This is a genomic window from Mesobacillus stamsii (genome assembly GCF_030814065.1).
GTDB classification, from domain to species: Bacteria; Bacillota; Bacilli; order Bacillales; family Cytobacillaceae; genus Mesobacillus; species Mesobacillus stamsii.
Window position 1 is genome coordinate 1 of the sequence record NZ_JAUSUN010000026.1, and the last position, 26,050, is coordinate 26,050.

The following is a 26,050-nucleotide window of genomic DNA, read 5'->3' on the forward strand; positions in this document are numbered from 1 at the left end:
GAAAATGCTTCCTTTTTATTTTTGGACAGTATATCCGTCAGTTTTAGGACAATTAATATCGTCAAGTTTTGGACATTATAAAACGTCATTAACAATCTTTTTTCATTTGTTGGTAAAACTCGTTTTCGTTAATAAATGTTTTTCCTTTGTTATTTGGATAATCAAAATTTTGTGCTGAAACTGGGATTGCTAAGATAACTAATAGACTGAATGCAATAATCATTGTTACAAACCGTTTCATTCATTATACCTCCATTCTTTTGTTCGTATTTTTCCATGTTATTTTAAAAGTATTCACGGACAAAGACATTGTTGCCGTGAGGATTCCTATAGGGAACATACAATATAAGAAGGCAGGTTTTTATTATAGGGGTGTTCCTTAACGGGGATTCTCTTTTTTTGTGTCTAAAGTTTAATTAGCAGTCGCATCGACGAAGTCGATCCGCCTAACAGGGAGTGATGAAAAGGATTTAAAAAAGACTTCCCGCAGGAAGCCCCTTATTCGATATAAAAGTATTCTTTTAATATTTCCTGTGTTTTTATATAACTAACGTTTATATTTTTTACATATTCATTTACTTCTGGGCTAAATGTTATAACAGCTTCAAATTGTTCTTGAAAATCTTTCTTTTCTTCTGGAGTGAAATAACAATATATAATTTGTGGATTGGGTTGTTGAGAAAAGTAAAATGCTAACATTATATTTCTTAAAACATGTTGGTCATTCTCTATATTCATACCAAAGATAACAATATTGTTTATTGAATTATCTTTGATTAAAGTATCCATTTTATCGGAAAAAGTTGAGATTTTCTTATTATACATATTCTTACTTAGTTTATTAACAACTGGTAAAAAAGCTTTAAAGGTAAAGAAATCACCAATTAAAATATCCGAGAAGCTGACATACCCGTTATCATAATTAAATCCTAAACTCTGAGAAAATACATATTCTGTTTTATTCTTAACAAATTCTCCATGGAAATGTTCCACACGGTTACCCACTATATTTTCCATTATCTTGTCGTAATTAAGTGAAAGCAGAGAGTCGAATTCATTTAAAAAATTCTTTATTTTATTCATATCAAGGTTATTGATATTTGATAACATACTCATATCCAATGCTTTCCCATTTGAAAATATGGCTATGGAAAACAGAAACCGATAGTAGGTTGTGAATCCGTTAAATATAACTTCTTCATTTAATTGTTGTTCTTGTGGCAATAGTCTTATTGGGCTATTGTTTCCGACTTTCAGCACAGTAATAAAGGAATTATTGGTAGGGAAGTGATAGTAATTCGGATTCAATTTTTTTATTGCAAAATAGAAGTATATAAGAGTAGTCCAGTGTTCAATGTTTACATAAGTGATACCTTTATTTTTACCAACTTCACAAATTCTATTTATTATATCAATTTGGCTTAATCCAAAAACTAGTTTGGAAATAAACTTTTCTTCCCATAGTTCTTCAATTAACTTGCTATTTTCTCTTATTGATTCAGCAAAAATTAAGGCATCATTAAAAATCCCATACAAGGAATCCTCTGAAATGTTACGCAAGAACTTTTTAACACTTTGAAAGTTATCAATACATTTACGTTTGAAATTTTTATTAGCTTTTATTTCATATGATGAATTGTATATTACATTTTTATGAGAGATTAATAATTTATCATATATACGTCCAAAGTCGCTATCAAAATTCATGCTAAATCCGTTACCGCATAAAAAAGCACTTTTGTTTTTGTTTATGGATTCATTAAACCCCGAAATATTCATATCATTACTCATTTTAAAAAACTCATCTCCCATATGTCATTTATTTACACTTTAACATAGGCAAACGAATTATTTCATCATGTTTATTGAATAGGAAAAAGCCAAAGGATAAAATTACCAAAGGTATTCAAACCCTTGATACATAAGCATTTATTAATTGGTGTATGTAAGTGCACTTAATCCAGGAAATGAACATCATGACTATTCCGATGATCCAATAAGCCAGTGCAGGTGTTTTAATCAACTTGGCGAATGGGGAAATCATTGCATCATTAATCCCTGTCACGGTGAGTGTTCTGCTCATCGCCACAATAATGGAGATCACAAGAATGGTAGGCAAAAGCTCTGTTATCGCATAGATGAAGCTAGTAAAGACACTGCTAACCGAGCCACTCAAAGAGCCCGTCGCGACGATTGCCAGTAAAAAGATTCCGATAATCGATATAAGCGCTGTATCTCTTTTCCTGACCATAAACCCGATGATTAAAAAAATGAAAAAAACATATATCCAATGTAGTGCAGTTAATTCTACAACCATTGAGAAATGCTCCCTTCTGATTGATAAATGGTGATGAATATAGCAACTTCCTTTTGAGTACTACAGAATATGTTAAAAGCACAAAGATGTGTGCGGATGGATGAAAATTCACCTAGAGAGATTTTTTCGAATGTTTTAGAAGGAGAGGGAAGGATCGTCACTCGATCGTGGAGTTTAATAAATGGCTGAGCGTGGGGTTAATGATCAGAAAAAAAGCGTCCTCCAGTATAAATATGGAGACGCCAATAGCGGAAAATTACTCGCTTTCGATATAATATTTGGAAACAAATGATGTACTTTCAAAAATAGTTGGCTTTGCGCCAGCAATCCCTGCTTCTGTACCGCGGTTTTTATGTGCATCGGCATACGCTTTGGACTTTTGCCAATTTTCAAACGAGCTTTCCTGATCCCAGATAGTCAGGATGATGTAGGTGTTAGAGCTCAATGGCCGCAGTACGCGAATGGCGACAAATCCGGGTTCCTTCTCAATCTTTCTCGGTCTGTTCAAGAAGCGGTCCTCAAAAAGCGGCCGGCCTTCCTCGGTTACTGGAATATTATTGAGGACAGCAAACCCTTTATGTCCGAGATTGCCCGCTGAATCAATCACTTTATATTTCCGTGGTGAGTTGAATAATGTCTGTCCTTCTGTTTCATGCACAAGGATGGATGATTCACTGTTGTTCATCAGAACCATGTTTTCATCCTGGTGTTTCTCTTTTAATTTCAATAGAAAATCAGCTGTCCCAGATGTAATGAAAAGATTCATATCTTCCCCTCCATTTTTAGTCTTTTGATTAGTAATTTCACACCTACCTTTAGTTTCCCTTCTTTTCAAGAAAGAAAAACGTCTAATTTTCAACAATTGAACGCGTTACCTATGAAAAAGGAAGGGAAAAACGATATAGTGTAGATAGTTCGATTTTAGAAGCTTATTGGAAAATAGATGTTTTTTATTTCCCCCTTTTTATATTACAATGGAGTACAGACATTATCGAAAGGTGGACCAAACTTAATGAGCAAGATAACCAATGATGCTCTCTTAAAAGCAGCCAGAGGGGAAAAGACAGACCATGTCCCTGTTTGGTATATGAGACAAGCTGGACGGTCCCAGCCTGAATATAGAGAAATCAAAGAAAAATATTCCCTGTTCGAGATCACTCATCAGCCTGAACTTTGTGCATATGTAACAAGGCTTCCGGTAGAACAGTATGGGGTAGATGCCGCCATCCTTTATAAAGATATTATGACCCCGCTCCCAGCAATGGGCGTAGACGTCGAAATCAAGTCAGGCATCGGACCGATCATAGCAAATCCGCTAACCTCGCTGTCGGATGTTGAGAAATTGGGCAAAATCAATCCAGAGTCAGATATTCCGTATGTTCTCGATACGATCAAGCTTCTTACCAAAGAACAGCTTACTGTCCCACTGATCGGCTTTTCAGGTGCGCCGTTTACACTTGCCAGCTATTTGATCGAAGGCGGACCTTCAAAAAACTATAATAAAACAAAGGCATTTATGTATTCTCAGCCTGAAGCCTGGTATGCACTAATGGACAAGCTTGGCGATATGGTAATTACCTATGCGAAATCCCAAATCAAAGCCGGCGCAACAGCAATCCAGATTTTTGACTCGTGGGTTGGCGCATTGAATGTTCAAGACTACCGCACATTTATTAAACCAGTCATGAACAGAATTTTCTCGGAGCTGAAAAGCGAGAATGTGCCGTTGATCATGTTTGGTGTTGGTGCAAGCCATCTTGCTCTTGAATGGCAAGACATCCCACTTGATGTTGTTGGTCTTGATTGGCGTTTGCAGATAGACGAGGCGCGTGCGCTTGGCATCGAGAAAGCAATTATGGGCAATCTTGATCCGGCGATCCTGCTTGCTCCTTGGAATGTCATTGAAGAAAAGGCGAAAGCAATCCTTGATCAAGGGATGGAGCGTTCTGGCTACATCTTTAACCTAGGACATGGTGTTTTCCCATCAGTGAACCCCGATGTGCTGAAAAAATTGACTGCATTCATCCATGAGTATTCGGCCTTAAAGCTGGGCCAATAGGTTCTGTCCGCCATCAGAGCATTAGATTTGGTAATGGACGGTTATTTTTACAGAATAAAAGCTTAGAGACTGCAAAAGAGGTGCGATGATGACGAAGAAAAAGATGGGTTTACTGGTGATGGCATATGGCACTCCCTACGAGGAAGAAGATATTGAACGTTACTATACACATATCCGCCACGGACGCCCACCTGCACCGGAAATGCTTGAAGATTTACGGAACCGGTATGAAGCGATTGGCGGAATTTCTCCGCTGGCGAACATCACGGTGGAGCAAGGCGAGAAGCTCACACAGCATTTGAACACTATCCAGGAGGGGGTCGAATTCAAACTGTATCTTGGATTGAAGCATATGGAGCCTTTTATCGAAGAGGCTGTCAAGCAAATGCATGAAGACGGAATAGAAGAGGCGGTCAGCATCGTTTTAGCTCCACATTTTTCCACCTTCAGTGTAAAGGCCTATAATGGCCGAGCAAAGGAAGAAGCTGCCAAGTTAGGTGGACCCGAGATTGTTTCCGTGGAAAGTTGGTATAAGGAACCGAAATTCATTAAGTACTGGTCAGATCGTGTCGCAAAAACATATGCAGAGATGCCTGCTGATGAACAGAAAAAGTCGGTCTTGATTGTTTCTGCCCATAGCCTTCCGGAAAAAATTCTCCAGATGGGCGATCCCTATCCTGAACAATTGAAGGAAACAGCAGACTTGATTGCCAAGCAGGCTGGGGTAAAGAATTACGCGGTAGGCTGGCAAAGCGCCGGCAATACCCCTGAACCTTGGCTTGGACCAGATGTTCAGGATTTGACGCGAGAACTATATGAAGAGCACGGCTACAAAGCGTTTGTTTATGTGCCAGTTGGGTTTGTTTCCGAGCATCTTGAAGTATTATATGACAATGATTATGAATGCAAGGTGGTAACGGATGAAATCGGAGCCAGCTATTACCGACCGCCAATGCCGAATGCGAAACCGGAGTTCATTGACGCTATGGCAGATGTTATTTTAAAAAAGCTGTCATCTTCAAGCTAAACTTACTAAAAGAAGGTGATTTACCGTGACGGATAGGAAAAAAGTGGTAATAATCGGGGGAGGCATCACTGGTTTGACTGCTGCCTATTATTTGCAAAAGCATGCCAGGGAGAATGAGCTTCTTTTAGAAGTAAAGCTGGTTGAAGCCTCACACCGGGTTGGCGGGAAAATGCAGACGTATGTAAAAGACGGCTTCGTCATTGAAAGAGGACCGGATTCTTTTCTTGAAAGAAAAGAAAGTGCAGGCCGTCTGGCGAGAGAAGTCGGATTAGGGGATAAATTAGTCAATAACAGTACAGGAAAATCGTATGTGCTCGTTAAGGACAGACTTCACCCAATTCCAGGTGGCGCGGTGATGGGGATTCCTACTCAGATCAGCCCGTTTGTAACAAGTGGATTGTTTTCATGGCCGGGGAAATTTCGGGCTGCCGGAGACTTCTTCCTGCCACCTTCAAAGGTGGCAGGGGACCAGTCGCTTGGAGACTTTTTCCGGCGCAGGCTTGGTGATGAAGTAGTCGAGAATTTGATTGAACCTTTGCTCTCAGGCATTTACGCCGGAGATATTGATAATATGAGTTTATTGTCTACCTTTCCGCAATTTTATCAGACAGAGCAGAAATATGGCAGCTTGATTCTTGGGACAAAGAAATCGACACCTGCCCCAAAAAAGCAGCCTGCAGAACTAGCGCAGGCGAAGAAAAAAGGGATGTTCCTGACCGTGACGTCTGGGCTCCAGTCGTTTGTAGATGCGATTGAATCGAAGCTGGAGTCAGGATCGGTCATCAAGGGGATCCGTGTGGATAAAGTAAGCAAGCAGAAGCGAGGGTACCGTTTGCGGCTGAGCAGCGGGGAGACTCTTGATGCAGATAGCATCCTTGTAGCTGCACCTCATGAAGCTGCCTTGCATATGTTCGCGGATCATGAGCATATTTTTACGCCATTCCGCGACATGCCTTCCACATCCGTGGCAACAATCGCCATGGCGTTCCCGGAAAGTGTGATAAAAGAAGATATCGATGGAACTGGTTTCGTCGTCTCCAGAAATAGTGATTATACGATTACAGCTTGTACATGGACGCATAAAAAGTGGCCCCATACAACACCAGAGGGAAAAGTTCTGCTCCGCCTTTATGTCGGCAGACCAGGTGATGAAGCAATTGTTGATCTCTCAGATGATGAAATCATCCAAATAGCATTGGAAGATTTAAATAAAATAATGGAGATTCAAACCCAGCCTGATTTCGCCGTCGTATCTCGCTGGAAGGAAGCAATGCCCCAGTATACTGTCGGGCACAAGCAACGAATCGCTAATCTGAAGCGTAATCTTGAAGAAGAGCTACCCGGCGTTTTTGTCGGTGGAAGCTCTTTTGAAGGAGTCGGTCTTCCCGACTGCATCGATCAGGGAGAAGTAGCGGTCGAAAAAATTCTTGAATATTTGCAGTTTAACCGATAACATGTTTGGGAAAAAGGAAGCCAGCCCGGCAATGGAGGGCTGGCTTTTCATCTATTGGTTTATCACTGCAGGAAAAAACAGGAAAGGAAAACGTTGGTTAGAATTTTCCCGGATCCATGCATTTATCACATTTGTTTCCATAGCATTCATGCTGTTCATCAATTGTCTCTCCACATTCGATACACTGCTTCTTTGGCAAATTGCGAAAAAATTCTACCGCATTTTTAATCATGCTGTCTCCTCCATTCGGTTAGTTGTTTGATACAGTACTATCATTTACTATATTGTATTATAACAGTACAAAAGATGTCAAACAAAATTTTCTGAAAAAATCACTAGTATGAAAAAATGGACAAAATAAAGTATAGTAAAAGAAAATCGTGATTTTATAGGAGGGAAAGCTTTGAAACTGACAATCGTGGGATTCTGGGGTGGATATCCTAAAGTAAACGGAGCTAGTGCTGGATACTTACTTGAACAGGAAGGATTTAAGCTCATGATCGACTTTGGCAGCGGCGTGCTCGCGAAGCTTCAAAATTTTGTACAGCCAGAAGAACTGGATGCAATCGTGCTGTCGCATTATCATCCTGATCATGTTGCCGACATCGGTGTACTGCAGCACGCACGCTTGATCCAGGGGTTTTTAGGCAAAAAATTCCCTCAGTTGCCGATTTACGGTCACGCACAGGACAAGCAGGAGTTCGCAAAACTTACTTATAAGAATATTACAAAGGGAGTGGACTACCACTCGTCAAAAAAACTGGAGATCGGACCTTTCACCATCTCCTTTCTTCCTGCGACCCATCCGGTCCCATGTTATGCCATGCGAATCGAAGCTGGCGGCAAATCTCTGGTGTATACAGCTGATACTTCCTATAAGGAAGATCTCCTTCCTTTTGCATCCAATGCGGACTTATTGCTTTCAGAATGCAATTTCTATGGTAACCAGGACGGCAAGGGTGCAGGGCATATGAACAGCTATGAAAATGGAAAGCTCGCTAACCAGGCGGGAGTAAAGCAGCTGGTCCTGACTCACTTGCCACATTATGGTGAGATCGATCAGCTTGTTTCCGAAGCTTCCACACTATTTTCCGGGCCGATAACCCTGGCCAGGGAAGGTCTTGAAATAACCGTATAAAAGGAGAATCAACCATGTTATTTATTGATAATAAAGGAATTACAGATCCAAGAATCAACCTGGCAATTGAAGAGTATGCCTTAAAGAATCTTGATATCAATGAAACCTACCTGCTTTTCTATATAAACGAGCCATCCATCATCATTGGCAAGAACCAGAATACAATGGAAGAAATCAATACTGAATATGTAGAAAAGAATGGGATTCATGTCGTCCGCCGTTTATCCGGAGGCGGAGCGGTGTATCATGACCTTGGCAACTTGAATTTCAGCTTTATTACCAAGGATGACGGGGACAGCTTCCATAATTTCAGGAAGTTTACCGAGCCTGTGGTAAACGCATTAAGGAAATTGGGGGTTAACGCTGAATTAAGCGGCAGGAATGACCTGTTGGCAGAAGGCAGGAAGATTTCCGGAAATGCGCAATTTTCAACAAGAGGCCGGATGTTCAGCCATGGTACACTTTTGTTTGATTCAGAAATCGAAAGCGTCGTTTCGGCGCTTAACGTGAAAAAAGACAAAATAGAATCTAAAGGAATCAAATCAATCCGCAGCCGAGTCGCGAATATTTCCGAGTTCCTTTCAAATAAAGTGACAATTGAGGAGTTCCGCTCGCTTCTGTTAAAAAATATTTTTGAAGGGCTGGATGAAATTCCAGAGTATGTTTTAACAGAAAAGGAATGGGAAAATATTCAAAAACTTTCAAAAGAACGGTATCAGAATTGGGATTGGAATTACGGGAAGTCGCCTAAATTTAATCTGCAGCATTCCCATCGTTTTCCCGTGGGTCAGATTGATGTCCGTTTTGAAGTCAACAAGGGAATCATTGACCATTGCAAAATCTATGGGGACTTCTTTGGTGTAGGCGATGTCAGTGTCATTGAGCATAAGCTGACTGGGATAAAATATGAGAAATCAAAAATTGTCAATGCGTTGGAGGATGTAGACATCAAACACTATTTCGGAAATATTTCTAAAGAAGACTTTATCAACTTAATTTATTAATTTTTGAAACGCGGTGTGGATGCACCGCGTTTTCTATCGTGAAAAATAATTGTTGAAATCTTGACACATTTTTCTTGAATCCATAATTTTCTTTCAATATAATATATTTAGAAAACTTTTTTACAGTGCAAAGGGGGAAGGGAGACAAATGAATCTTTCATCACAGCTTCATCACACTGCCTCAATGCTGGGCAGTAAACCGGCATATTTTTTTATGGACGAAGCAAGTACGTACGCTGAACTGGATGCTGCCGTCACAAAGTTTGCATCTGGTCTTGTAAAATTAGGGGTGGAAAAAGGGGATCATATTGCTTTGCTGCTCGGAAACTCTCCACATTTTGTCATCAGTTTGTACGGAGCTTTAAGACTTGGTGCAACAGTCATTCCTATCAATCCAATTTACACCGCAGATGAAATCGGCTATATCCTCCATAATGGCGATGTGAAAGTTGTTGTCGGTCTCGACATGATGCTCCCACTTGCCGAAAAGATGCATCTACAGCTGCCAAAGGTCGAGCACTTTGTTATAGCTGAGACTGGCCAAAGCCAGATGACTGAAGAAGAAATGTCCCAGCTTTCAATCGGAACAAAAATGAAATCGTTTACACAGATTGTTGCCTCCGGCGACCTTGGCTTTCGTGGCTCCACGCTGAATGACGACGATGTCGCGATCATTCTTTATACATCCGGCACAACCGGAAAGCCGAAGGGGGCCATGCTGACGCATAAAAATCTTTACAGCAACGCCAAAGATGTAAGCGATTACTTAAAGATGAATGAAGAAGACAGGGTGATTACTGCCCTGCCAATGTTCCATGTCTTCTGCTTGACCGTGGCCCTTAATGCACCGTTGATGAATGGGGCAACATTGTTGATTGTTCCTAAATTCAGCCCAGCGGAAGTGTTCCGAATTGCTAGAGAGTACGATGCTTCTGTATTTGCAGGAGTACCAACCATGTATAATTTCCTATTCCAATATCCAGAAGGGAATCCGGATGATCTTAAGTCGCTAAGATTGTGTATTTCAGGGGGGGCTTCCCTTCCGGTTGCACTTCTTCAAAATTTCGAGCGAAAATTCAACGTCAGGATTTCAGAAGGATATGGTTTATCTGAGGCGTCACCGGTTACCTGCTTCAATCCGCTTGATCGTCCGCGCAAGCCTGGTTCAATCGGAACCTCCATTATGAATGTGGAAAACAAGGTCGTCAATGAAATGGGAGAAGAAGTGGCTCCTGGGGAAGTTGGCGAATTGATCGTCCGCGGCCCGAATGTAATGGCAGGCTACTACAAGATGCCGGAAGAAACCGCTGCAACCATTAAGGATGGCTGGTTGTATACTGGAGACCTTGCCCGAATGGACGAAGATGGGTATTTTTACATCGTTGACCGCAAGAAGGATTTAATCCTTGTCGGCGGTTACAATGTGTACCCACGCGAGGTCGAGGAAGTATTGTATAATCATCCAGATATAGTGGAGGTTGCAGTATTAGGCGTACCAGATGCGAATTTTGGCGAAGCGGTAATGTGCTATGTAGTTAGCAAAAATCCTGATCTAACAGAAGAGCAGTTGATGGAGTACTCAAGAAAGCACCTGGCAAAGTATAAGGTGCCAAACGCGATCGAATTTCTAGAGGAACTGCCGAAAAATACCACCGGCAAAATTTTAAGAAGAGCTCTGAAAAAGCAGGTTCTGCAAGAAAGATAATTACAAAGCAAGAGGCAGGCGCTCCGTGTCTGTCTCTTTTTAAACTAGAATGTCAATGAACTGCGAATTTTCCGAAATAAAAAGTATTTCGATCAAAGAAATACTTTTCCACAGTGCTGGGAGAATGTATAATATAGTTTAATTGATTAAAGGATTTCCATTCTTACATAGTACAAGAAAGGCGGGAAGGTCGTGGAAAGTACATTGGCTGTGAAGCAGGCAACAGATTTTAAAAAAGGGATTCAATCAGGCATCAGCATTGCGATAGGCTATATGCCGATTGCACTTACCTTTGGCTTGATCGCCAAGACAACGGGACTTGCGCTAGGGGAGACTGTCATGATGAGCATGCTGGTATTTGCTGGTGCTGCACAGTATATCTCCTTAAGTCTCCTGGCACAGGGAATCGGAATTTTCGAGGTGATCCTTACTACCTTTATCGTGAATATCCGTCATTTCCTCATGTCTGCGTCCTTGAACGAGAAGGCGGAGGAAGATACGGTTGGAGCGAGGATTGCGTATTCCTTTGGGATTACCGATGAAACGTTTTCGGTCGCAGCCACGCAGGCTGGAACGGTAAATGCCGGGTATATGTTTGGCTTGAATCTCACTGCCTACTCGAGCTGGGTTGTCTTTTCAGGGCTGGGTTACCTTGTCGGGGCTGGATTGCCGCAAACCCTTCAGGAAAGCATGTCAGTCGCATTGTATGCTATGTTTGTTGGCTTATTGGTTCCATCGATGAAAACCAATGTGAAAGTTATCTACCTGGCAGTACTCGCTGCTGCGTTCAACTCGATTTTCACGATGGCTGAATGGATGTCAACGGGCTGGGCGATTGTCCTGGCAACGTTATTGTCAGCTGTTCTTGTAGAAACTGTCGAAACGTTCAAGAAAAGCAGGAGGACAGAAGCAGATGAGTAGAGAGATTATCATCATGATCATAGGCATGGCTGTCGTGACCTACATACCGAGGATGCTTCCGTTCGTTATGTTCCGGGGAAAAGAACTGCCGCCTTTTTTGCAAGGAGTCTTGAAGAATGTTCCGTTTGCCACACTGGGAGCGCTAATCTTCCCAGCAATCCTGTTCATCCAAGAAGACATCTGGTACGGCCTGATCGGTGCAGCGGCCGCGTTCATTGTTGCTTTTTTGGGAGCGAATGTGATTTTGGTGGTAATTGGTTCCATATCCGTTTTGACCTTATATTCTTATTTTTTCTAGATCTGCCGGCGAGCAGGTCTTTTTTTATTAGTCAATATAATTGGTGCAACCTGCACTTTCTCAGGACAGATTAAAGCACTTTTTTCAGAACCATTAAAGAAAAGACAGGCTGCACGAGCTCAAAAATAAAGAAATGTTGACAAGATGATTGAATAGATTATAATTAACTTAATTAAATCCGACTAAACTAATATGTATTATAGGGATAAGGTGATTAAGTTGTTTATAGAAATCAACCATGTGCAAAAACAGTATGCAGACAAAAATAATCACCAGGTTGATATATTAAAAGATATTAATCTTGGAGTGAATAAAGGGGAGTTTGTTTCAATTCTTGGCCCTTCAGGATGTGGGAAATCTACGCTATTATCCATTGTCGCCGGTCTGACTACAGCAACTGGCGGAGAAATCCTCGTTTCTGGAAAACGAATTGAAAAGTCAGGAAAAGACAGGGGGATGGTATTCCAGCAGGCAGCTTTATTCCCATGGCTAAATGTACTGGAAAATGTAATTTTCCCACTGAAGAAGGAGATGCCAAAGAAACAGGCAGAAGAGCAAGCAAAGAAATATTTGCAAATGGTTCAGCTGAGCAATTATCTTTCGCATTATCCTCATGAGCTGTCTGGCGGTATGCAGCAGCGTGTGGCTATTTCCAGGGCGCTTGCGATGAACCCTGATATCCTTTTGATGGATGAACCATTTGGGGCGCTTGATGAACAAACGCGTTCACGTCTTCATGATCAGCTGGAGACAATCTGGTCAGAAACGCAAAAAACGATTTTATTCGTAACACACAGCATCTCCGAATCCATTAAGCTATCAGACCGGATTGTTGTTATGGGAATCAAGCCAGGCGTAATCCTAAAGGATATCAAAGTGGATATTCCGAGGTCGCGCCATGAGCATAAAAAAGAAATGGTAGAACTTGAAGAGTATATCATGGGCTTCCTGAAGAAGGAGATTGACAAAGTCATCAGGGAGGAGCTTACACATGAATCCTAACATTAAAAGAATCCTATTTTTCACAGTCCTTATTGCTTTCTGGTATACAGGGAGCAAGCTTGAATGGTGGCTGCCGATCATCCTTCCAGCCCCTGAAAAAGTCCTTGAGGCTCTTTTAACAGGATTCCAGGATAAAACGCTTGTGTATGACTTAATTGCCAGTTTCAAACGGCTTGCTATCGGTCTTGGTCTCTCGCTGGTAATAGGCACAGGACTTGGTGTCCTGCTCGCAAAATCAAAAACGGCGGATGAGACTCTTGGAACAGTGGTGCTCGCGCTGCAAAGCGTACCGAGTATCATATGGCTTCCACTTGCGATTATGTGGTTCGGAATGAATGAGAAGGCCGTTATTTTCGTTGTTGTTCTCGGAGGGACATTCGTCATGACTCTTAATATCAGAGTAGGCATAAAGAATGTTTCACCCTTATTTATTAAGGCAGCGAAGACAATGGGGGTAAATGGCTGGGACTTATACAAAAGAGTGATTTTCCCGGCAGCGATTCCTTATGTCGTAACAGGATCAAGACTCGCATGGGCTTTTGCATGGAGAGCCTTGATGGCCGGCGAACTGTTGAGCACAGGTCCAGGACTTGGCTACACACTCCGTTATGCATCGGATTTCGGGGATATGGCTCTTGTTATTGGCGTTATGATCATCATCGGCTTTATCGGAACAATCGTAGACCAGCTTATTTTCCAACGTATCGAAAAATCGATTCTCAATCGCTGGGGACTTGAATCATAAAAAGACAGGGGGAAATCACATGAAAAAAGCTTCGATATTTTTAGCGTTTTTAATGATATTCGCGGTGCTTCTGGCAGGCTGCGGTATAGGAGGAGGAGCTTCAAAAACGGCGGGCGAAAAGGAGAAAATCGTTATCGGTTATTTTCCTAACATCAACCACGTACCTGCCATGGTGGCAAAAGACAAGGGCTATTTTGAGAAGCAGCTTGGCGACGGGAAAACAATGGAGTATAAGATATTTGCTGAAGGTGGTTCATTCATGACTGCTTTGAAAACAGGTGAAATCGATGCAGGCCTTGTAGGCCCGGGACCAGCTATGAATAACTACTCAACTGGAGCAGACGTTAAGATTATTGCTGGCGCGTCTACTGGCGGCACAGTAGTATTGGCAAGAAAGGGAGTCAAGATTGATTCGGTTGATGACTTCGCAGGAAAGACTTTCATTACCCCTGGGGTGGGCTGCACACATGATGTCCAGTATGAAACCTATCTTGAAGCAGAGGGAATCACTTCACAGCGTATTGGCGGATCAATGAAACATCTTACCGGCCAGCCAGCACAGTATGCAGCAATGCTTAAGTCCGGAAAGGTTGATATTGCGGTTGCTCCAGAGCCATGGGCTGCAGTAATTGAAAAAGAAACAGGAGCAGAGGTCGTCATTGGCTGGGATGAAGTATCATTTGGCGAAACACTTCCAGCTTCCGTAATGGTCACTTCAGGCAAAATGATCAAAGAAAAGCCTCAGACAGTCCAGAAAATCATTAATGCTCACAAAGACGCTGTGAAATTCATCAACGATAATCCAGCAGTAGCACAGGAAATTACAATTAAAGACATCAAAGAAACAACAGGACAGGAACTAGAAAAGGAGGTAGTAGAACTAGCTTGGAAACGTATCGGTTTTACCCATGAAGTCGATGCGCAGGCAATCCAGGACTTCTCGGATTCATCCTACTCACTTAAATTCCTTAAAGACAAACCAGATTTCAAAACAATGATTGACGACAGCTTCCTGAAATAAAAACTAAGGGTACCCGGAGATTTTCGGGTACTTTTTTTCTGTTAAAATCAATATTGAATGAATGAAGAAATATGGAATCCTCTCAGCTAACGAAGATTTCGTGTATAAACGAAGGACTTGTGCCCGAAAAGCAGAGAAGTTGGAGAGTTCGGTAACATATTGGAGGAATATGTGCCCGAAAAGTAGAAAATTTGGAGAGTTCGGTAACATATCGGAGGAATATGTGCCCGAAAAGCAGAGAAGTTGGGGAGTTCGGTAACATATTGGAGGAGTATGTGCCCGAAAAGCAGAGAAGTTGGGGAGTTCGGTAACATATCGGAGGAATATGTGCCCGAAAAGTAGAAAATTTGGAGAGTTCGGTAACATATCGGAGGAATATGTGCCCGAAAAGTAGAAGATTTGGAGAGTTCGGTAACATATCGGAGGAATATGTGCCCGAAAAGTAGAAAATTTGGAGAGTTCGGTAACATATTGGAGGAGTATGTGCCCGAAAAGTAGAGAAGTTGGAGAGTTCGGTAACATATCGGAGGAGTATGTGCCCGAAAAGTAGAAAATTTGGAGAGTACGGTAACATATCGGAGGAATATGTGCCCGAAAAGTAGAAAATTTGGAGAGTACGGTAACATATCGGAGGAATATGTGCTCGAAAAGTAGAAAATTTGGAGAGTTCGGTAACATATCGGAGGAATATGTGCCCGAAAAGTAGAAAATTTGGAGAGTTCGGTAACATATCGGAGGAATATGTGCCCGAAAAGCAGAAAAGTTGAAGAGTACGGTAACATATCGGAGGAGTATGTGCCCGAAAAGCAGAGAAGCTGGAAAGTTCGGTAACATATCGGAGGAATATGTGCCCGAAAAGCAGAGAAGTTGGAGAGTTCGGTAACATATCGGAGGAATATGTGCCTGAAAAGCAGAGAAGCTGGAGAGTACGGTAACATATCGGAGGAGTATGTGCCCGAAAAGCAGAGAAGCTGGAGAGTACGGTAACATATCGGAGGAATATGTGCCCGAAAAGTAGAAAATTTGGAGAGTTCGGTAACATATCGGAGGAATATGTGCCCGAAAGCAGAGAAGTTGGAGAGTTCGGTAACATGTTGGAGGAACATTTTTTCCTGCCATGAATAACTTGTTCTATTTTTAGGACAAAGGATTAAAATAGTTATAGACATGTTTGTACGAGGGGGAGAATCTATGGCGAGAAAGATGGGTTTTTACGGGGTGATCGCCTATGTGCTCTATGGGTTTGTGGTGTACTGGTATTTATTTTCCTTTGCAGATGCAAATTTACCATTTGAGTATGAGGGATCGAAGGCTGACCCGGCAACATTCTTGAATGGCAGAGAACTGATGCTGAGTGAGGAATATTCAAAAATTAGGAATTTGTTATTCTTCCTGTCTACACCATTTGAGTGGCTATTTTACTTTTTAATTTTGCTGTTGGGCCTTTCAAAGGCTTTTAAGAGATGGGGAGAAGAGACGTCGAAAAATAAATATGGCCAGACAGCGATTTATGTATTCTGGCTGTCATTCTTTGCTTATATCGCTACTTTTCCTCTAAGTTACATTAGTTACACGCTTTCGAAAACCTATAATATATCAACACAATCCTTTGCTGCCTGGATGAAGGATGAACTGATCGATTTCTGGGTCAACTATGCCTTTATGTTTGTGATTGTTATTGTCCTTTACTGGCTGATGAACAAGTTCAAGACGTATTGGTGGCTGTTTGCATGGCTGCTCTCCGTGCCGTTTACTTTGTTCATCATGTTCCTGCAGCCAGTTGTGATTGATCCGCTGTACAATGATTTTACCCCGCTGAAAAATAAAGAACTGGAGACAAAGATTCTGGATCTTGCCGCGCAAGCGAACATCCCTGCGGAGCATGTTTTCGAAGTTGATATGGCGGAGAAGACGAATGCTCTTAATGCCTATGTGACGGGAATTGGATCCAATTCAAGGATTGTCCTCTGGGATACGACATTGAATAAATTGAACGATGACCAAATCCTGTTCATAATGGCCCATGAAATGGCCCATTATGTGGAGAAACATATATATATTGGAATTGCCGGATACTTGTTGATGTCATTGATCGGCCTCTACCTTGTCTCAAGATTGCTGAATTGGGCTATCAAACGATGGGGCAAGGAATTCAAATTGAAGCACCCAGGAGACTTGAGGTCACTCCCATTGTTTCTGATGTTCCTCTCCATGATGTTGTTTGCTGCAAGCCCTATCACCAATCTTGTTTCACGCTACCAGGAAACACGTGCAGACGACTATGCAATCGAAATGACGGGCAATACCGATGCAGCGATTTCTGCTTTCCAGGAATTGACGAAAGCGGGCCTCAGCCAGGTTAATCCACCTTGGCTGGTGAAAATTTTTCGCTACGGCCATCCGACCATGCTGGAGAGAATTTCAAGACTGGAAGAGTATGAAATCCAGAAGCGAAATGGCAACTGAAAAATAACTGTGAAAAATCCTCTAACCGAGGTTTTTCCTTTTATCAATGAAAAATCCCCTATATAGGGGATTTCACTCATTTATGTTCCGAATTGTTTGTTAAGGTCATTTAACTCTTTCGTCAAATTCAAAAACAAGAGTTTGTCACGATCATCGATCGCTTTGTCGATTCTGTTCATCAACTTTTCTCTTCTGGTATTCAGCTGAATTTCGGAGACTAGCATGTCAACATATAGGTCGAGAACAAACGATTCCTTGGCTTTGATGCGTTTCATCACACTGGCCTTCATGGTTTCAGAATACGAATTCTCTTTCACTGACCTCACCTCTTAGACCTTTTTTTTATTATATGGAGGATGCGAAAAATAATCAACTAATTTTTATAATTTTTAGAAAATTTTTTATCGAAAGTGTAATTGTGACTAAAAACAGAACTTTTTCAGTTTTTAAAGAAAATTTTAGCAATTATGTTAAAATAGGGCGTAAGGTATTTTTGGAGGTGAAGGTATGACAGGGAACCCAAGAAATTTAGTTGACGAATATGAAATAAATCCGTTTACAATGATCATTTTACCAGAAGATTATGGCAGCAAGATTTACTCGAGGATCATTGAACTGGAAGAGGAGTATGTATCCCCTTTTAGACCAATCGATCTTATCAAAAAAAGCTGTAGTTATTTTGGCAGCAGTTACGAAGGCAGGAAAGAAGGAACAAAACAGCTTACCGGGATTACCCATAAAACCCCAATCATAATTGACCCTATAAGCTCCATTTATTTCATGCCGACAAGCTCACCCACGAAGCCGGACTGCATTTGGGTATCACATGAGCATGTATTATTCCATAAAAAAGTAGATTCTCAAAGTACGCAAGTTACCTTCAGGAACAAAAAAACCATAGTTTTGCCGGTATCCCATCATTCATTTGAAAATCAGCTGCTTCGGACATCGATGCTGCGCACAAAATTCATGCAGCGTATGAAAGAAACGGAACGGAAAGCACTGTATTTGTTGCATGGTCCAAAATTCAGTGAAGTACAGGGTTATTCTCATATTAATCTGGTCAGCGAGTCCTATAAAGACTAACAAACAAAGGGGAATTCGGTTGTTTAGCCGGATTCCTTTTCAATTGTTTCCAAAACCGGCATAAATCGTTTGAATAGGTAGTGGATCATTAAATCCTGGACTTTGTTGCGGATACGGGGATTGAAGTAATTATGGTATTCTTCGTATCCTTTGTAAAGGAAGAGAAACATAGTGAAGGCATCATCTCTTTTTACTTCTTCTACTTTGAGCTGATTCTTTTTAAGATAGATTTTCACTTGTGCAAGTTCTTTCTGAACGGCTTTCATTGTTTGTTCGATTAGCTCCAAATAAGGCTTCTTTAATTTAAATGGACTATTTTCTACGACAGAAAGATCCCGGTTAAGCACGACCAGCACCATTGGCAAATAGATGGCTTGCTCCATCATATCGCGGTCTTTTTCAGGAATCCTTGTCATGTTGCTCTGCCCCTTTATTATAAAATAAGAACATAGGTTCGTAATCATCGTAATGGATTTTGAACAGAATTTCAAGAGGGTAAATGATTTTTCTTGTATTATTATCTTTTCCAAATTAGCAGCGAAGTTGTGAAAAAGTTTCCACAGAAAGCAGGAAATTTATTTCTGTTATCGAAATAAGAATAGTTAAGAAATCCATTTTATACGAGAAAGAAGGTTAGCTGGATGGAAAAAAGATTGATCAAGCCAGAAGATTTATTTGAATTGAAATCCGTTACAGATCCCCAGTATTCACCGGATGGAAAAAAGTGTGTATTTGTGCTGACGGAGATGTTGGAGGGAAAAAATGATTATGCCTCTAATCTATACATAATTGATATAGAAAATAGCGGGGAGCCGAAACAATGGACATATGGTGAGAACCGAAATCAATCACCAAGGTGGTCGCCGGACGGAACGGAGCTGGCATTCGTTTCGAACCGCAATGGGAAGAATCAAATCTTTGTTCTGGATGCTGCGGGCGGCGAGGCAAAGCAGGTGACGGATTTCAAGAATGGTGCAAGTGACCCAGTTTGGTCGCCGGACGGTAAAAAAATTGCTTGTTCGGTATCGTTAAAACCGGATGAGGATTTGTTTGAGAAAGCGGAAGAGAAGAAGGATGACAAGAAACTAGAGCCGTTCGTGGCAATAGAAATGAAGTATAAATCAGATGCTGCTGGCTTCTGGGATGGAAAGTACAAGCAAATTGTAATCGTCAGTGTTATAGATGGAGAGGCAGAGCTGGTTGCAAAAGGAGAGATGGACTCCCATTTGCAATGCTGGGCTCCTGATGGCAAAAGCCTTGTATTGTCGGCAGATGAGTCTCCAGAGCGGGATTTTTCTTTCAAAAGTGATTTATGGATACTGGACATACAGTCTGGAGTTAAAACGAAGATTACCAATGGCAAAGGGTATTTTGGCGATGCTGTTTTTTCTCCTGATGGAAAACACATTGGTTATACGGGGCATGAGCGGGAGTTTGAAAATGCAACATTGAGCCAGTTGTATATTCTGAGCTTGGAGACAGGACATGTGCAATGCCTCACAGAAAACATGGATATCCTTGTCGGTGATGCGGTTGCGGCTGATTTTCAGCAAGGAGCCCACAGCCCGGGGTTGATTTGGGGGGAAGACAGTGAAAGCCTTTATTTCCTTGCCACCGACCAGGGCAGCACAGTTTTGTATTTCGCTACTCTAAATGGAGAAGTGTACCCAGCGCTGCTTAATCAGCAGCATGTATACGGTTATACGCTGGACCGGAAAAATCAGAGAATGATTGCCGCAATCAGCAATCCGGTGCTTCCAGGGGAACTGTTCCAACTGGAAGCAACCACTGGTGAGATAAAGCAACTGACTTCAGTGAATGAAAAATTCCTTGCGTCGATTACTTTAGCTCAGCCCGAACAAATTTCATTCGAAGCCAGTGATGGCACGCCGCTCCACGGGTGGATCATGAAGCCAGCAAGATATGAAGTGAGCAAAAAATATCCGCTCATTCTAGAAGTGCATGGCGGCCCGCACGCGATGTATGCAAACTCTTATTTCAACGAATTTCAGGTGCTTGCTGCAGCAGGGTATGGAGTTCTTTATATCAATCCGCGCGGCAGTCATGGCTATGGCCAGCAGTTCGTCAATGCCGTTCGCGGGGATTATGGCGGCGGGGATTACCAGGATGTCATGGATGCCGTCGATTATGCGCTGCAAAACTACGACTTCATCGACAAGAATCGATTGGGAGTGACCGGAGGCAGCTATGGCGGATTCATGACGAACTGGATCGTCGGGCACACAGACAAATTCAAAGCAGCCGTCACCCAGCGTTCAATTTCGAACTGGATCAGCTTCTATGGTGTCAGTGATATTGGCTATTATTTTACCGAGTGGCAAATCAAAGCAGACTTAAGCGATCTGGAAACATTATGGAAGCACTCGCCGCTTGCCTATGTCGATCAAATCACTACACCGCTGTTGATTCTTCACAGTGAAAAAGACTACCGCTGCCCGATTGAGCAAGCAGAGCAGCTGTTTATTGCTTTAAAAAGACAGGGGAAGGAAACAAAGTTTATTCGCTTTCCGGAATCGAATCACGAGCTTTCAAGAAGTGGAAAGCCGAATCTGCGTTTGAGCAGATTGGCGGCCATTGTTGACTGGTTCGATCTTCATCTGTAAAATATAAATCAGCATCCCCGCAGCAATTTATCATGCAGCGGGGTTTTTTATGTAAAAATTCTTCGTATTCGTTTAAGGTTATAGGGACAGAAGGAAAATACTAATGACAAGTAGCATTCAACTAAAAATCGGAAGGGTTTTTTAAAAATGAGATCTGACAAGTACCAGCGTTCAAAAAAAAGAAAAAGAATCAGATGGTCCAGCATTTTTTTGCTGCTGATTCTACTGGTGGGAGCGATGTTTATCTACGCGTATATGCAGTATCGCTCAGGAGTGAATCAATCGGAAAAAGGAACGGAACCAAAAAAGCAGGAATACCAATTCAATGGCGAGCGTGACCGTAATGGACTCACGAATATCCTATTGATTGGCAGCGACGCAAGAGGAGATGAACCTTCCCGATCGGATACGATTATGATTGCCAGTTATAATCCGGATAAAGAGTCGTATAAACTGACTTCGATTATGAGGGACACATACGTAGAAATTCCAGGGCATGGGATGAATAAAATCAATGCAGCCTTAGCGTTTGGTGGACCAGAATTACTGAGACAGACAATCAAGGACAATTTTGATATTAGCCTCCAATACTATTCAATTGTTAATTTTGAAGGGTTTGTTCGCCTGATTGATGAAGCGTTCCCTGATGGAGTGAAGGTCGATGTTGAAAAGAAAATGTCAAAGGGAATCGGTGTCACTTTGGAACCAGGCGTTCAAAGGCTGGATGGAAAGCATTTGCTTGGATATGTCCGCTTTCGGCAGGACGCAGTCGGAGACTTTGGCCGAGTCGAACGTCAGCAAAGTGTCTTAAAAGAGGTTGGCAAGGAATTTGCCAGCATTCAGACGCTTCCAAAGCTTCCTAAACTGATAGGAGTAGTCTCCCCTTTCGTCAATACCAATATGAATACGGGGGATATTTTATACATGGGAAAAGGCCTAATTTCAAAAGAAAACCGGGATATCGAAACGATGAGAATACCGGTGGAAGGTTTATTTGAAAATCAGAGGGTGAGCGGTGCCGGTGCAGTGCTAGCAATTGATTTAGAAGCCAATAGACAAGCCCTGCAGGAATTTTTAGCTAAATAGACGGGAAAGGTGTACAAATATCTAAAAAGAGGTAATAGAAATAAGCAGGACGATTCACGCCGACCAAGAAGGTGGTTTGAACAAGGAGATTTCAATGGATGTTATGTGGATGAAAGAATGGTTTACAATTGAAAATATTATGGATTTGCTCAGCCAATATCGTTCCTTGGGGCCGATACCGGGAATTTTGCTGCCGATGCTCGAAGCATTTTTGCCATTCTTGCCGTTGTTTTTATTTGTGATGGCGAATGCAAATGCTTTTGGACTATGGCTTGGATTTCTCTTTTCCTGGACGGGTGCAGTAATCGGAGCGTTGCTTGTATTTCTGATTTTCCGCAAATATGGTCAAGGTCGACTTCTTCAATTTTTACAGCGGTATCCAAAAGTACAAAAAGGAATGAATTGGATTGAACGTCATGGTTTCGGGCCAATTTTTCTGATGCTGAGCTTTCCGTTTACACCTTCTGCCCTCGTCAATATCGTTGCCGGGCTGTCGAAAATCAGCATAGCTCAATATATGCTTGCCGTGATAACAGGAAAAATGGTGATGATTTTCACCATCAGTTTTGTAGGCTATGATATACGGGCGTTAATCACCAATCCTGTAAGGACGGCCCTCGTGTTAGTGGTAATTGCCATTCTGTGGTATATCGGCAAAAGAATTGAAGTGAAAATGAATATGAGTGTCCAAAAAAATAATTAATTGTGATTTGCATCTATCGGAAAAGACTCGCCAAATTTCGAGTCTTTTTTTATTTGCCATATGCTAGACTAACATTATGAATACAAAAATAGGGCGGAGATTTTATGCAGGGAACATTGCCATTGATCAAAACAAAACTGATTGTTCCCAGTGTGCAGGAACAATGGATCAGGCGAGCTGATTTTTCGAAAAAAATGAAAGCGATTACAAGTAAGCGGCTGACCATCATCCAAGCGGGAGCCGGTTATGGGAAGAGTACTGCTCTGGCAATGCATGTCAGGGACATGAATGAGCGATGCTGCTGGTATACCATTACTTCATCCGACGACGATATTCTCCCGTTTTTGTCCTATTTAACAGCCTCGATCCAAACGCTATTCCCGAATTTTGGCAAAGAATTAACAGCTTATATGAAAAGCATGGACCGTTATATAAGGGAAGAGGAATTAAGGATGCTTTCTTCCCTTTTCATCAATGAAACCTTGCAAATATCCGGTCCAATCATCGTCATTCTCGATGATTTTCACGCAATAGAACACTCTTATGATATCAATGTCTGGATGGAGAAGCTGCTTGAGCATATGCCAGATCATCTCCATCTTGTCCTGTCGACAAGGACGAAGCCGAGTTGGAAGTTACTTGCCAAAAAGAAGGCAAGGAATGAAGTAAATGAGATTTCGAAAAGCGATTTGATTTTTGGCAAGGAAGAAATCGATTTACTGCTCTCTGACTATTATCAAATGACAATCAGTGATGAACAACTCGATCAATTGTATACGATAACGGAAGGATGGGTCATCGCAGTTGGGATGATTGCCCAGCAGCTTCCCCATCTTCGGAGTCTTGATGACCTGTTAACGGAACCTGCAAAGTCACTTGAGGACTTGTTTCAATATTTGGTTCATGAAGTATTCTCGAAACAGCCACCGATGATCCAGCAGTTCCTTGAGCAGACATGTATATTCGAGGAAATTAGTGCGGATGTATGTGATCACATCCTTGGCATGAACGGTTCTGTCCAGATGCTTGAGCAGTTGGCCGCGAAGAACCTGTTCATTCACCAGATTGGCGAAAATCAGTTTCGGTACCATGCTCTTTTCCGTGAGTTTCTCGAGAACCAGCTGCTTACAAATCGTCCAGAGCATTACCTTCATTTAATGCTGATTAGTGGCCGCCATTTTGAAAAGAATGAACAATGGGAAGAAGCATTATACTGCTTTGAAAAGGCTGGACAATACGATGCTTGTGCTTCGATTATGGACAAACACGGATTGGAGCTTTTAGAGAGGGGCAAGCTCGAGAATCTTCAGGAGCGACTGGCAAAAATCCCAATTGGAAGTAAAAACCGCTATTGTTCCCTGTTTTTCCTGGAAGGTGAGGTATATCGGTACCGGTCCATGTACCAACAGGCAGAAAGATGCTATGAAAAAGCGATCAAGATCGCTGAGACCACCGCTAATGTCGAGTGGGAGAGCAAGGCGCTAGAGGGGAAAGCGAAAATATATCTTGACACAATTCAGCCACTGAAAGCAGAACGTATTTTGGCCCGGGCAATCGAACTCAGAGAAACAGCAAAGCTTGAAGATGCCACAAAGGAAACGGGAAGATTGTACAGACTGCTTGCTGAAAACCTGATTAATTCCGGACAGGCAGTCAAAGCCGAAAAATGGATTGAGCGAGCAAGGACGATGGGAGTGCAGATCGAAGAAGGAAACCTGGAGGCTCGCCTATACCTTAGGACCGGCCGATTCGCTGTGACTCGGAGGATTTTAACGGAGGGAAAGGAAGGGAACAAGCTCCATCTGCCTCAATCCCATCGGGAAACAGATTTGCTGCTGGCATTGATTGAAGTTTTTACAGGCAATGGCCTGCAGGCGAAGATCCTGAGCCAATCAGGCATTGAATACGGAATCAGCAGCAAGGCACCGTTTGTGGAGGCCTGTGGTTGGATGAGGATGGGTCATGCCGTGCAGCTGATTGATCAATACGACCTGGAGCTGGCTGAAAAATGCTATGAAACTGCACTTGATATTATGGAGCGGCTAAGCATCGAAAGAGGCAAGGCGGAACCGCTGATGGGCCTTTGCCTACTTTATGGGTCAAGAAGGGAATACGAGCGGTCTGCAGAGGCTGGGAGAAAGGCGCTGCTTGAAACAGAACAGGTGAAGGATGTTTGGCTTTCTGCTTTGATCACGCTTAGTATGGCAATCTCGGCCATTTACAATGACAAATGGAAGGATGCGGTCGAGTTCCTGAGGAAAACCGAGGAGTTGTTTGATCAGTGTGGGGATGAGTTTGGCAAAATGCTGCTGTCCTTTTGGGAATCGGTTCTGTGTTTCACTATAGGTGATGAAGAAGGCTTCAAATCGACGTTCACCAGTTTTTTAAAAAAAATGAAGGTTTTGGGGTATGAATTTTTCTTGAAAAAAAAGACGACATTTGGGCCCCGGGACTTGCAGGTATTCTCCCCGATGCTGATTCAGGCAATGAAGCTGTCCATTATTCCGGCATATACAGAGAAGCTGATGGACGATTTAAGAATACCTCGCCTGAATACCCATCCTGGCTACACGTTACGAATTCAGACACTGGGACAATTCCGACTTTGGCTTGGAGACAGGGAAGTAGAGGAGAAAAGCTGGCAAAGAGGGAAGGCGAAGGAGCTATTTCAGCTGTTCTTGACAAAGAGGAATCAGTTCCTGATGAAAGAAGAGATCTTTCCATTATTGTGGCCTACATATGAGGAAAAGAACGCAGACAGGGATTTTAAAGTAGCGTTAAATGCATTAAACAATGTACTTGAACCTGCTCGGAAGGCAAGGGCAGCACCATTTTTCATCATCAGAGAAGGGGCAGGTTATGGAATCAATCCTTATGCATCGATAGAGTTAGATTCACATCTGTTTGAAGAATGGGCAGAAACCGGTCTACATGAGAAGAACACGGAAAAATCAATAGAAGAACTAGAGCGTGCCTTGCATTTATACAATGGGGATTATCTCTCGGAACGGAGATATGAAGACTGGTGTATCAATGAGCGGGAAAGGCTGCAGGTCTATTTTTTACGCAGTGCGGAAAAGGTAGCGCAGCTGAATGTAAGGCGGGAAAACTACGATTCTGCTATCTACTGGTGCCAAAAAATCCTCTATAAGGATCGAACATGGGAAGAAGCGTATCGGCTTTTGATGTTTTGCTATTATCGAAAAAACAATCGTCCTCAGGCAATAAGGTGGTATCAAAAATGTTGCTACGTACTGGAAGAAGAGCTAGGTGTCACCCCGCTCGAACCGACCAAGCATATGTATGACATGATCATCGAAGGAACGAATGCGTGACCCCTTCCTCAGCTGTAACTCATTTGTAACTGCTTTTTTTTAAGATGATGCTAAAGCTAG

General features: G+C 42.2%; 23 protein-coding genes and 1 pseudogene. 17 read left to right on the forward strand and 7 right to left on the reverse strand.

The features are described 5' to 3' along the window. Nucleotides 1-88: 88 nt before the first annotated feature. The 4 genes and pseudogenes from J2S25_RS16210 to J2S25_RS16225 all read right to left on the reverse strand — a co-directional run bounded on the left by J2S25_RS16210 (nt 89) and on the right by J2S25_RS16225 (nt 3,083). On the reverse strand, nt 89-241 hold the full coding sequence (locus J2S25_RS16210) for a hypothetical protein (RefSeq protein ID WP_307192394.1): 153 nt from the start codon (nt 239-241) through the stop codon (nt 89-91). Nucleotides 242-498: 257 nt separating this feature from the next. Further along, complete coding sequence (locus J2S25_RS16215) at nt 499-1,791, reverse strand: hypothetical protein (RefSeq protein WP_307192395.1); 1,293 nt, start codon at nt 1,789-1,791, stop codon at nt 499-501. Nucleotides 1,792-1,960: 169 nt separating this feature from the next. Further along, a pseudogene (locus J2S25_RS16220) lies at nt 1,961-2,317 on the reverse strand (hypothetical protein); the annotation flags it as partial. Nucleotides 2,318-2,573: 256 nt separating this feature from the next. Then, nucleotides 2,574-3,083: an antibiotic biosynthesis monooxygenase family protein gene (locus J2S25_RS16225; protein ID WP_307192396.1), complete on the reverse strand. Its 510-nt coding sequence runs from the start codon at nt 3,081-3,083 to the stop codon at nt 2,574-2,576. A gap of 246 nt (nt 3,084-3,329) precedes the next feature. Between J2S25_RS16225 and hemE the strand changes: the two genes are divergently transcribed. From hemE to hemY, 3 genes are all read left to right on the forward strand, one after another. Further along, the gene (hemE, locus tag J2S25_RS16230; protein WP_307192397.1) at nt 3,330-4,376 is read left to right on the forward strand and encodes a uroporphyrinogen decarboxylase; all 1,047 of its coding nucleotides are present in this window, start codon (nt 3,330-3,332) and stop codon (nt 4,374-4,376) included. An 88-nt stretch (nt 4,377-4,464) separates the two neighbouring features. Further along, on the forward strand, nt 4,465-5,403 hold the full coding sequence (gene hemH, locus J2S25_RS16235; protein WP_307192417.1) for a ferrochelatase: 939 nt from the start codon (nt 4,465-4,467) through the stop codon (nt 5,401-5,403). A 25-nt stretch (nt 5,404-5,428) separates the two neighbouring features. Beyond that, the gene (gene hemY / locus J2S25_RS16240) at nt 5,429-6,856 is read left to right on the forward strand and encodes a protoporphyrinogen oxidase (RefSeq protein WP_307192398.1); all 1,428 of its coding nucleotides are present in this window, start codon (nt 5,429-5,431) and stop codon (nt 6,854-6,856) included. A 97-nt stretch (nt 6,857-6,953) separates the two neighbouring features. On the opposite strand, the gene yhfH is transcribed toward hemY, so the two are convergent. Further along, the gene (gene yhfH / locus J2S25_RS16245; protein ID WP_307192399.1) at nt 6,954-7,088 is read right to left on the reverse strand and encodes a protein YhfH; all 135 of its coding nucleotides are present in this window, start codon (nt 7,086-7,088) and stop codon (nt 6,954-6,956) included. A 171-nt stretch (nt 7,089-7,259) separates the two neighbouring features. Here yhfH and J2S25_RS16250 point away from each other — a divergent pair, with 171 nt between their 5' ends. The 9 genes from J2S25_RS16250 (at nt 7,260) to J2S25_RS16290 (ending at nt 17,156) form a co-directional block, all read left to right on the forward strand. Beyond that, nucleotides 7,260-7,994 (forward strand): MBL fold metallo-hydrolase, encoded by a 735-nt coding sequence (locus J2S25_RS16250; RefSeq protein ID WP_044393180.1) that lies wholly within the window; start codon nt 7,260-7,262, stop codon nt 7,992-7,994. Between the two features lie 14 nt (nt 7,995-8,008). Next, the gene (gene lplA / locus J2S25_RS16255; RefSeq protein ID WP_307192400.1) at nt 8,009-8,998 is read left to right on the forward strand and encodes a lipoate--protein ligase; all 990 of its coding nucleotides are present in this window, start codon (nt 8,009-8,011) and stop codon (nt 8,996-8,998) included. Nucleotides 8,999-9,146: 148 nt separating this feature from the next. Beyond that, nucleotides 9,147-10,703: a fatty acid--CoA ligase family protein gene (locus J2S25_RS16260; protein WP_044393176.1), complete on the forward strand. Its 1,557-nt coding sequence runs from the start codon at nt 9,147-9,149 to the stop codon at nt 10,701-10,703. A gap of 192 nt (nt 10,704-10,895) precedes the next feature. Continuing rightward, nucleotides 10,896-11,624 (forward strand): AzlC family ABC transporter permease, encoded by a 729-nt coding sequence (locus J2S25_RS16265; protein ID WP_044393174.1) that lies wholly within the window; start codon nt 10,896-10,898, stop codon nt 11,622-11,624. Further along, nucleotides 11,617-11,922 (forward strand): AzlD domain-containing protein, encoded by a 306-nt coding sequence (locus tag J2S25_RS16270; protein WP_044393172.1) that lies wholly within the window; start codon nt 11,617-11,619, stop codon nt 11,920-11,922. Before J2S25_RS16265 ends, J2S25_RS16270 begins: the two co-directional genes overlap by 8 nt. A gap of 219 nt (nt 11,923-12,141) precedes the next feature. Then, a complete protein-coding gene (locus tag J2S25_RS16275) occupies nt 12,142-12,924 on the forward strand; it encodes an ABC transporter ATP-binding protein (RefSeq protein ID WP_307192401.1) in 783 nt (260 codons plus the stop codon). Continuing rightward, nucleotides 12,914-13,669 (forward strand): ABC transporter permease, encoded by a 756-nt coding sequence (locus tag J2S25_RS16280; protein WP_307192402.1) that lies wholly within the window; start codon nt 12,914-12,916, stop codon nt 13,667-13,669. The genes J2S25_RS16275 and J2S25_RS16280 overlap by 11 nt, the downstream gene beginning before the upstream one ends. Before the next feature lie 19 nt (nt 13,670-13,688). Continuing rightward, nucleotides 13,689-14,690 carry an aliphatic sulfonate ABC transporter substrate-binding protein gene (locus J2S25_RS16285; protein ID WP_307192403.1) on the forward strand — a complete coding sequence of 334 codons (1,002 nt, stop codon included), beginning with the start codon at nt 13,689-13,691 and terminating at the stop codon, nt 14,688-14,690. 1,191 nt (nt 14,691-15,881) lie between these two features. After that, the gene (locus J2S25_RS16290) at nt 15,882-17,156 is read left to right on the forward strand and encodes a M48 family metallopeptidase (protein WP_307192404.1); all 1,275 of its coding nucleotides are present in this window, start codon (nt 15,882-15,884) and stop codon (nt 17,154-17,156) included. Between the two features lie 80 nt (nt 17,157-17,236). On the opposite strand, the gene J2S25_RS16295 is transcribed toward J2S25_RS16290, so the two are convergent. Further along, a complete protein-coding gene (locus tag J2S25_RS16295; RefSeq protein ID WP_044395061.1) occupies nt 17,237-17,473 on the reverse strand; it encodes an IDEAL domain-containing protein in 237 nt (78 codons plus the stop codon). Between the two features lie 190 nt (nt 17,474-17,663). Between J2S25_RS16295 and J2S25_RS16300 the strand changes: the two genes are divergently transcribed. Continuing rightward, entirely contained in the window at nt 17,664-18,242 is a 579-nt protein-coding gene (locus tag J2S25_RS16300; RefSeq protein WP_044395063.1) for a competence protein ComK, read from the forward strand. Between the two features lie 23 nt (nt 18,243-18,265). On the opposite strand, the gene J2S25_RS16305 is transcribed toward J2S25_RS16300, so the two are convergent. Next, nucleotides 18,266-18,658, reverse strand: coding sequence for a YhjD family protein (locus J2S25_RS16305; protein WP_044395065.1), 393 nt, complete (start codon nt 18,656-18,658; stop codon nt 18,266-18,268). A gap of 225 nt (nt 18,659-18,883) precedes the next feature. Between J2S25_RS16305 and J2S25_RS16310 the strand changes: the two genes are divergently transcribed. From J2S25_RS16310 to J2S25_RS16325, 4 genes are all read left to right on the forward strand, one after another. Further along, the gene (locus J2S25_RS16310; RefSeq protein ID WP_307192405.1) at nt 18,884-20,866 is read left to right on the forward strand and encodes a S9 family peptidase; all 1,983 of its coding nucleotides are present in this window, start codon (nt 18,884-18,886) and stop codon (nt 20,864-20,866) included. Nucleotides 20,867-21,013: 147 nt separating this feature from the next. After that, the gene (locus J2S25_RS16315; RefSeq protein ID WP_044395069.1) at nt 21,014-21,952 is read left to right on the forward strand and encodes an LCP family protein; all 939 of its coding nucleotides are present in this window, start codon (nt 21,014-21,016) and stop codon (nt 21,950-21,952) included. A 94-nt stretch (nt 21,953-22,046) separates the two neighbouring features. Next, a complete protein-coding gene (locus J2S25_RS16320; protein WP_307192406.1) occupies nt 22,047-22,655 on the forward strand; it encodes a TVP38/TMEM64 family protein in 609 nt (202 codons plus the stop codon). A 104-nt stretch (nt 22,656-22,759) separates the two neighbouring features. After that, entirely contained in the window at nt 22,760-25,990 is a 3,231-nt protein-coding gene (locus tag J2S25_RS16325; RefSeq protein WP_307192407.1) for a winged helix-turn-helix domain-containing protein, read from the forward strand. Nucleotides 25,991-26,050: the final 60 nt, after the last annotated feature.

Excerpts from the sequence above, each read along its gene's own strand:
- J2S25_RS16210 (WP_307192394.1), bottom strand. The coding sequence starts at position 241 with ATGAAACGGTTTGTAACAATGATTATTGCATTCAGTCTATTAGTTATC.
- J2S25_RS16215 (WP_307192395.1), bottom strand. The coding sequence starts at position 1,791 with ATGAGTAATGATATGAATATTTCGGGGTTTAATGAATCCATAAACAAA.
- J2S25_RS16225 (WP_307192396.1), bottom strand. The coding sequence starts at position 3,083 with ATGAATCTTTTCATTACATCTGGGACAGCTGATTTTCTATTGAAATTA.
- hemE (WP_307192397.1), top strand. The coding sequence starts at position 3,330 with ATGAGCAAGATAACCAATGATGCTCTCTTAAAAGCAGCCAGAGGGGAA.
- hemH (WP_307192417.1), top strand. The coding sequence starts at position 4,465 with ATGACGAAGAAAAAGATGGGTTTACTGGTGATGGCATATGGCACTCCC.
- yhfH (WP_307192399.1), bottom strand. The coding sequence starts at position 7,088 with ATGATTAAAAATGCGGTAGAATTTTTTCGCAATTTGCCAAAGAAGCAG.
- lplA (WP_307192400.1), top strand. The coding sequence starts at position 8,009 with ATGTTATTTATTGATAATAAAGGAATTACAGATCCAAGAATCAACCTG.
- J2S25_RS16260 (WP_044393176.1), top strand. The coding sequence starts at position 9,147 with ATGAATCTTTCATCACAGCTTCATCACACTGCCTCAATGCTGGGCAGT.
- J2S25_RS16270 (WP_044393172.1), top strand. The coding sequence starts at position 11,617 with ATGAGTAGAGAGATTATCATCATGATCATAGGCATGGCTGTCGTGACC.
- J2S25_RS16280 (WP_307192402.1), top strand. The coding sequence starts at position 12,914 with ATGAATCCTAACATTAAAAGAATCCTATTTTTCACAGTCCTTATTGCT.
- J2S25_RS16285 (WP_307192403.1), top strand. The coding sequence starts at position 13,689 with ATGAAAAAAGCTTCGATATTTTTAGCGTTTTTAATGATATTCGCGGTG.
- J2S25_RS16290 (WP_307192404.1), top strand. The coding sequence starts at position 15,882 with ATGGCGAGAAAGATGGGTTTTTACGGGGTGATCGCCTATGTGCTCTAT.
- J2S25_RS16300 (WP_044395063.1), top strand. The coding sequence starts at position 17,664 with ATGACAGGGAACCCAAGAAATTTAGTTGACGAATATGAAATAAATCCG.
- J2S25_RS16305 (WP_044395065.1), bottom strand. The coding sequence starts at position 18,658 with ATGACAAGGATTCCTGAAAAAGACCGCGATATGATGGAGCAAGCCATC.
- J2S25_RS16310 (WP_307192405.1), top strand. The coding sequence starts at position 18,884 with ATGGAAAAAAGATTGATCAAGCCAGAAGATTTATTTGAATTGAAATCC.
- J2S25_RS16315 (WP_044395069.1), top strand. The coding sequence starts at position 21,014 with ATGAGATCTGACAAGTACCAGCGTTCAAAAAAAAGAAAAAGAATCAGA.
- J2S25_RS16320 (WP_307192406.1), top strand. The coding sequence starts at position 22,047 with ATGGATGTTATGTGGATGAAAGAATGGTTTACAATTGAAAATATTATG.
- J2S25_RS16325 (WP_307192407.1), top strand. The coding sequence starts at position 22,760 with ATGCAGGGAACATTGCCATTGATCAAAACAAAACTGATTGTTCCCAGT.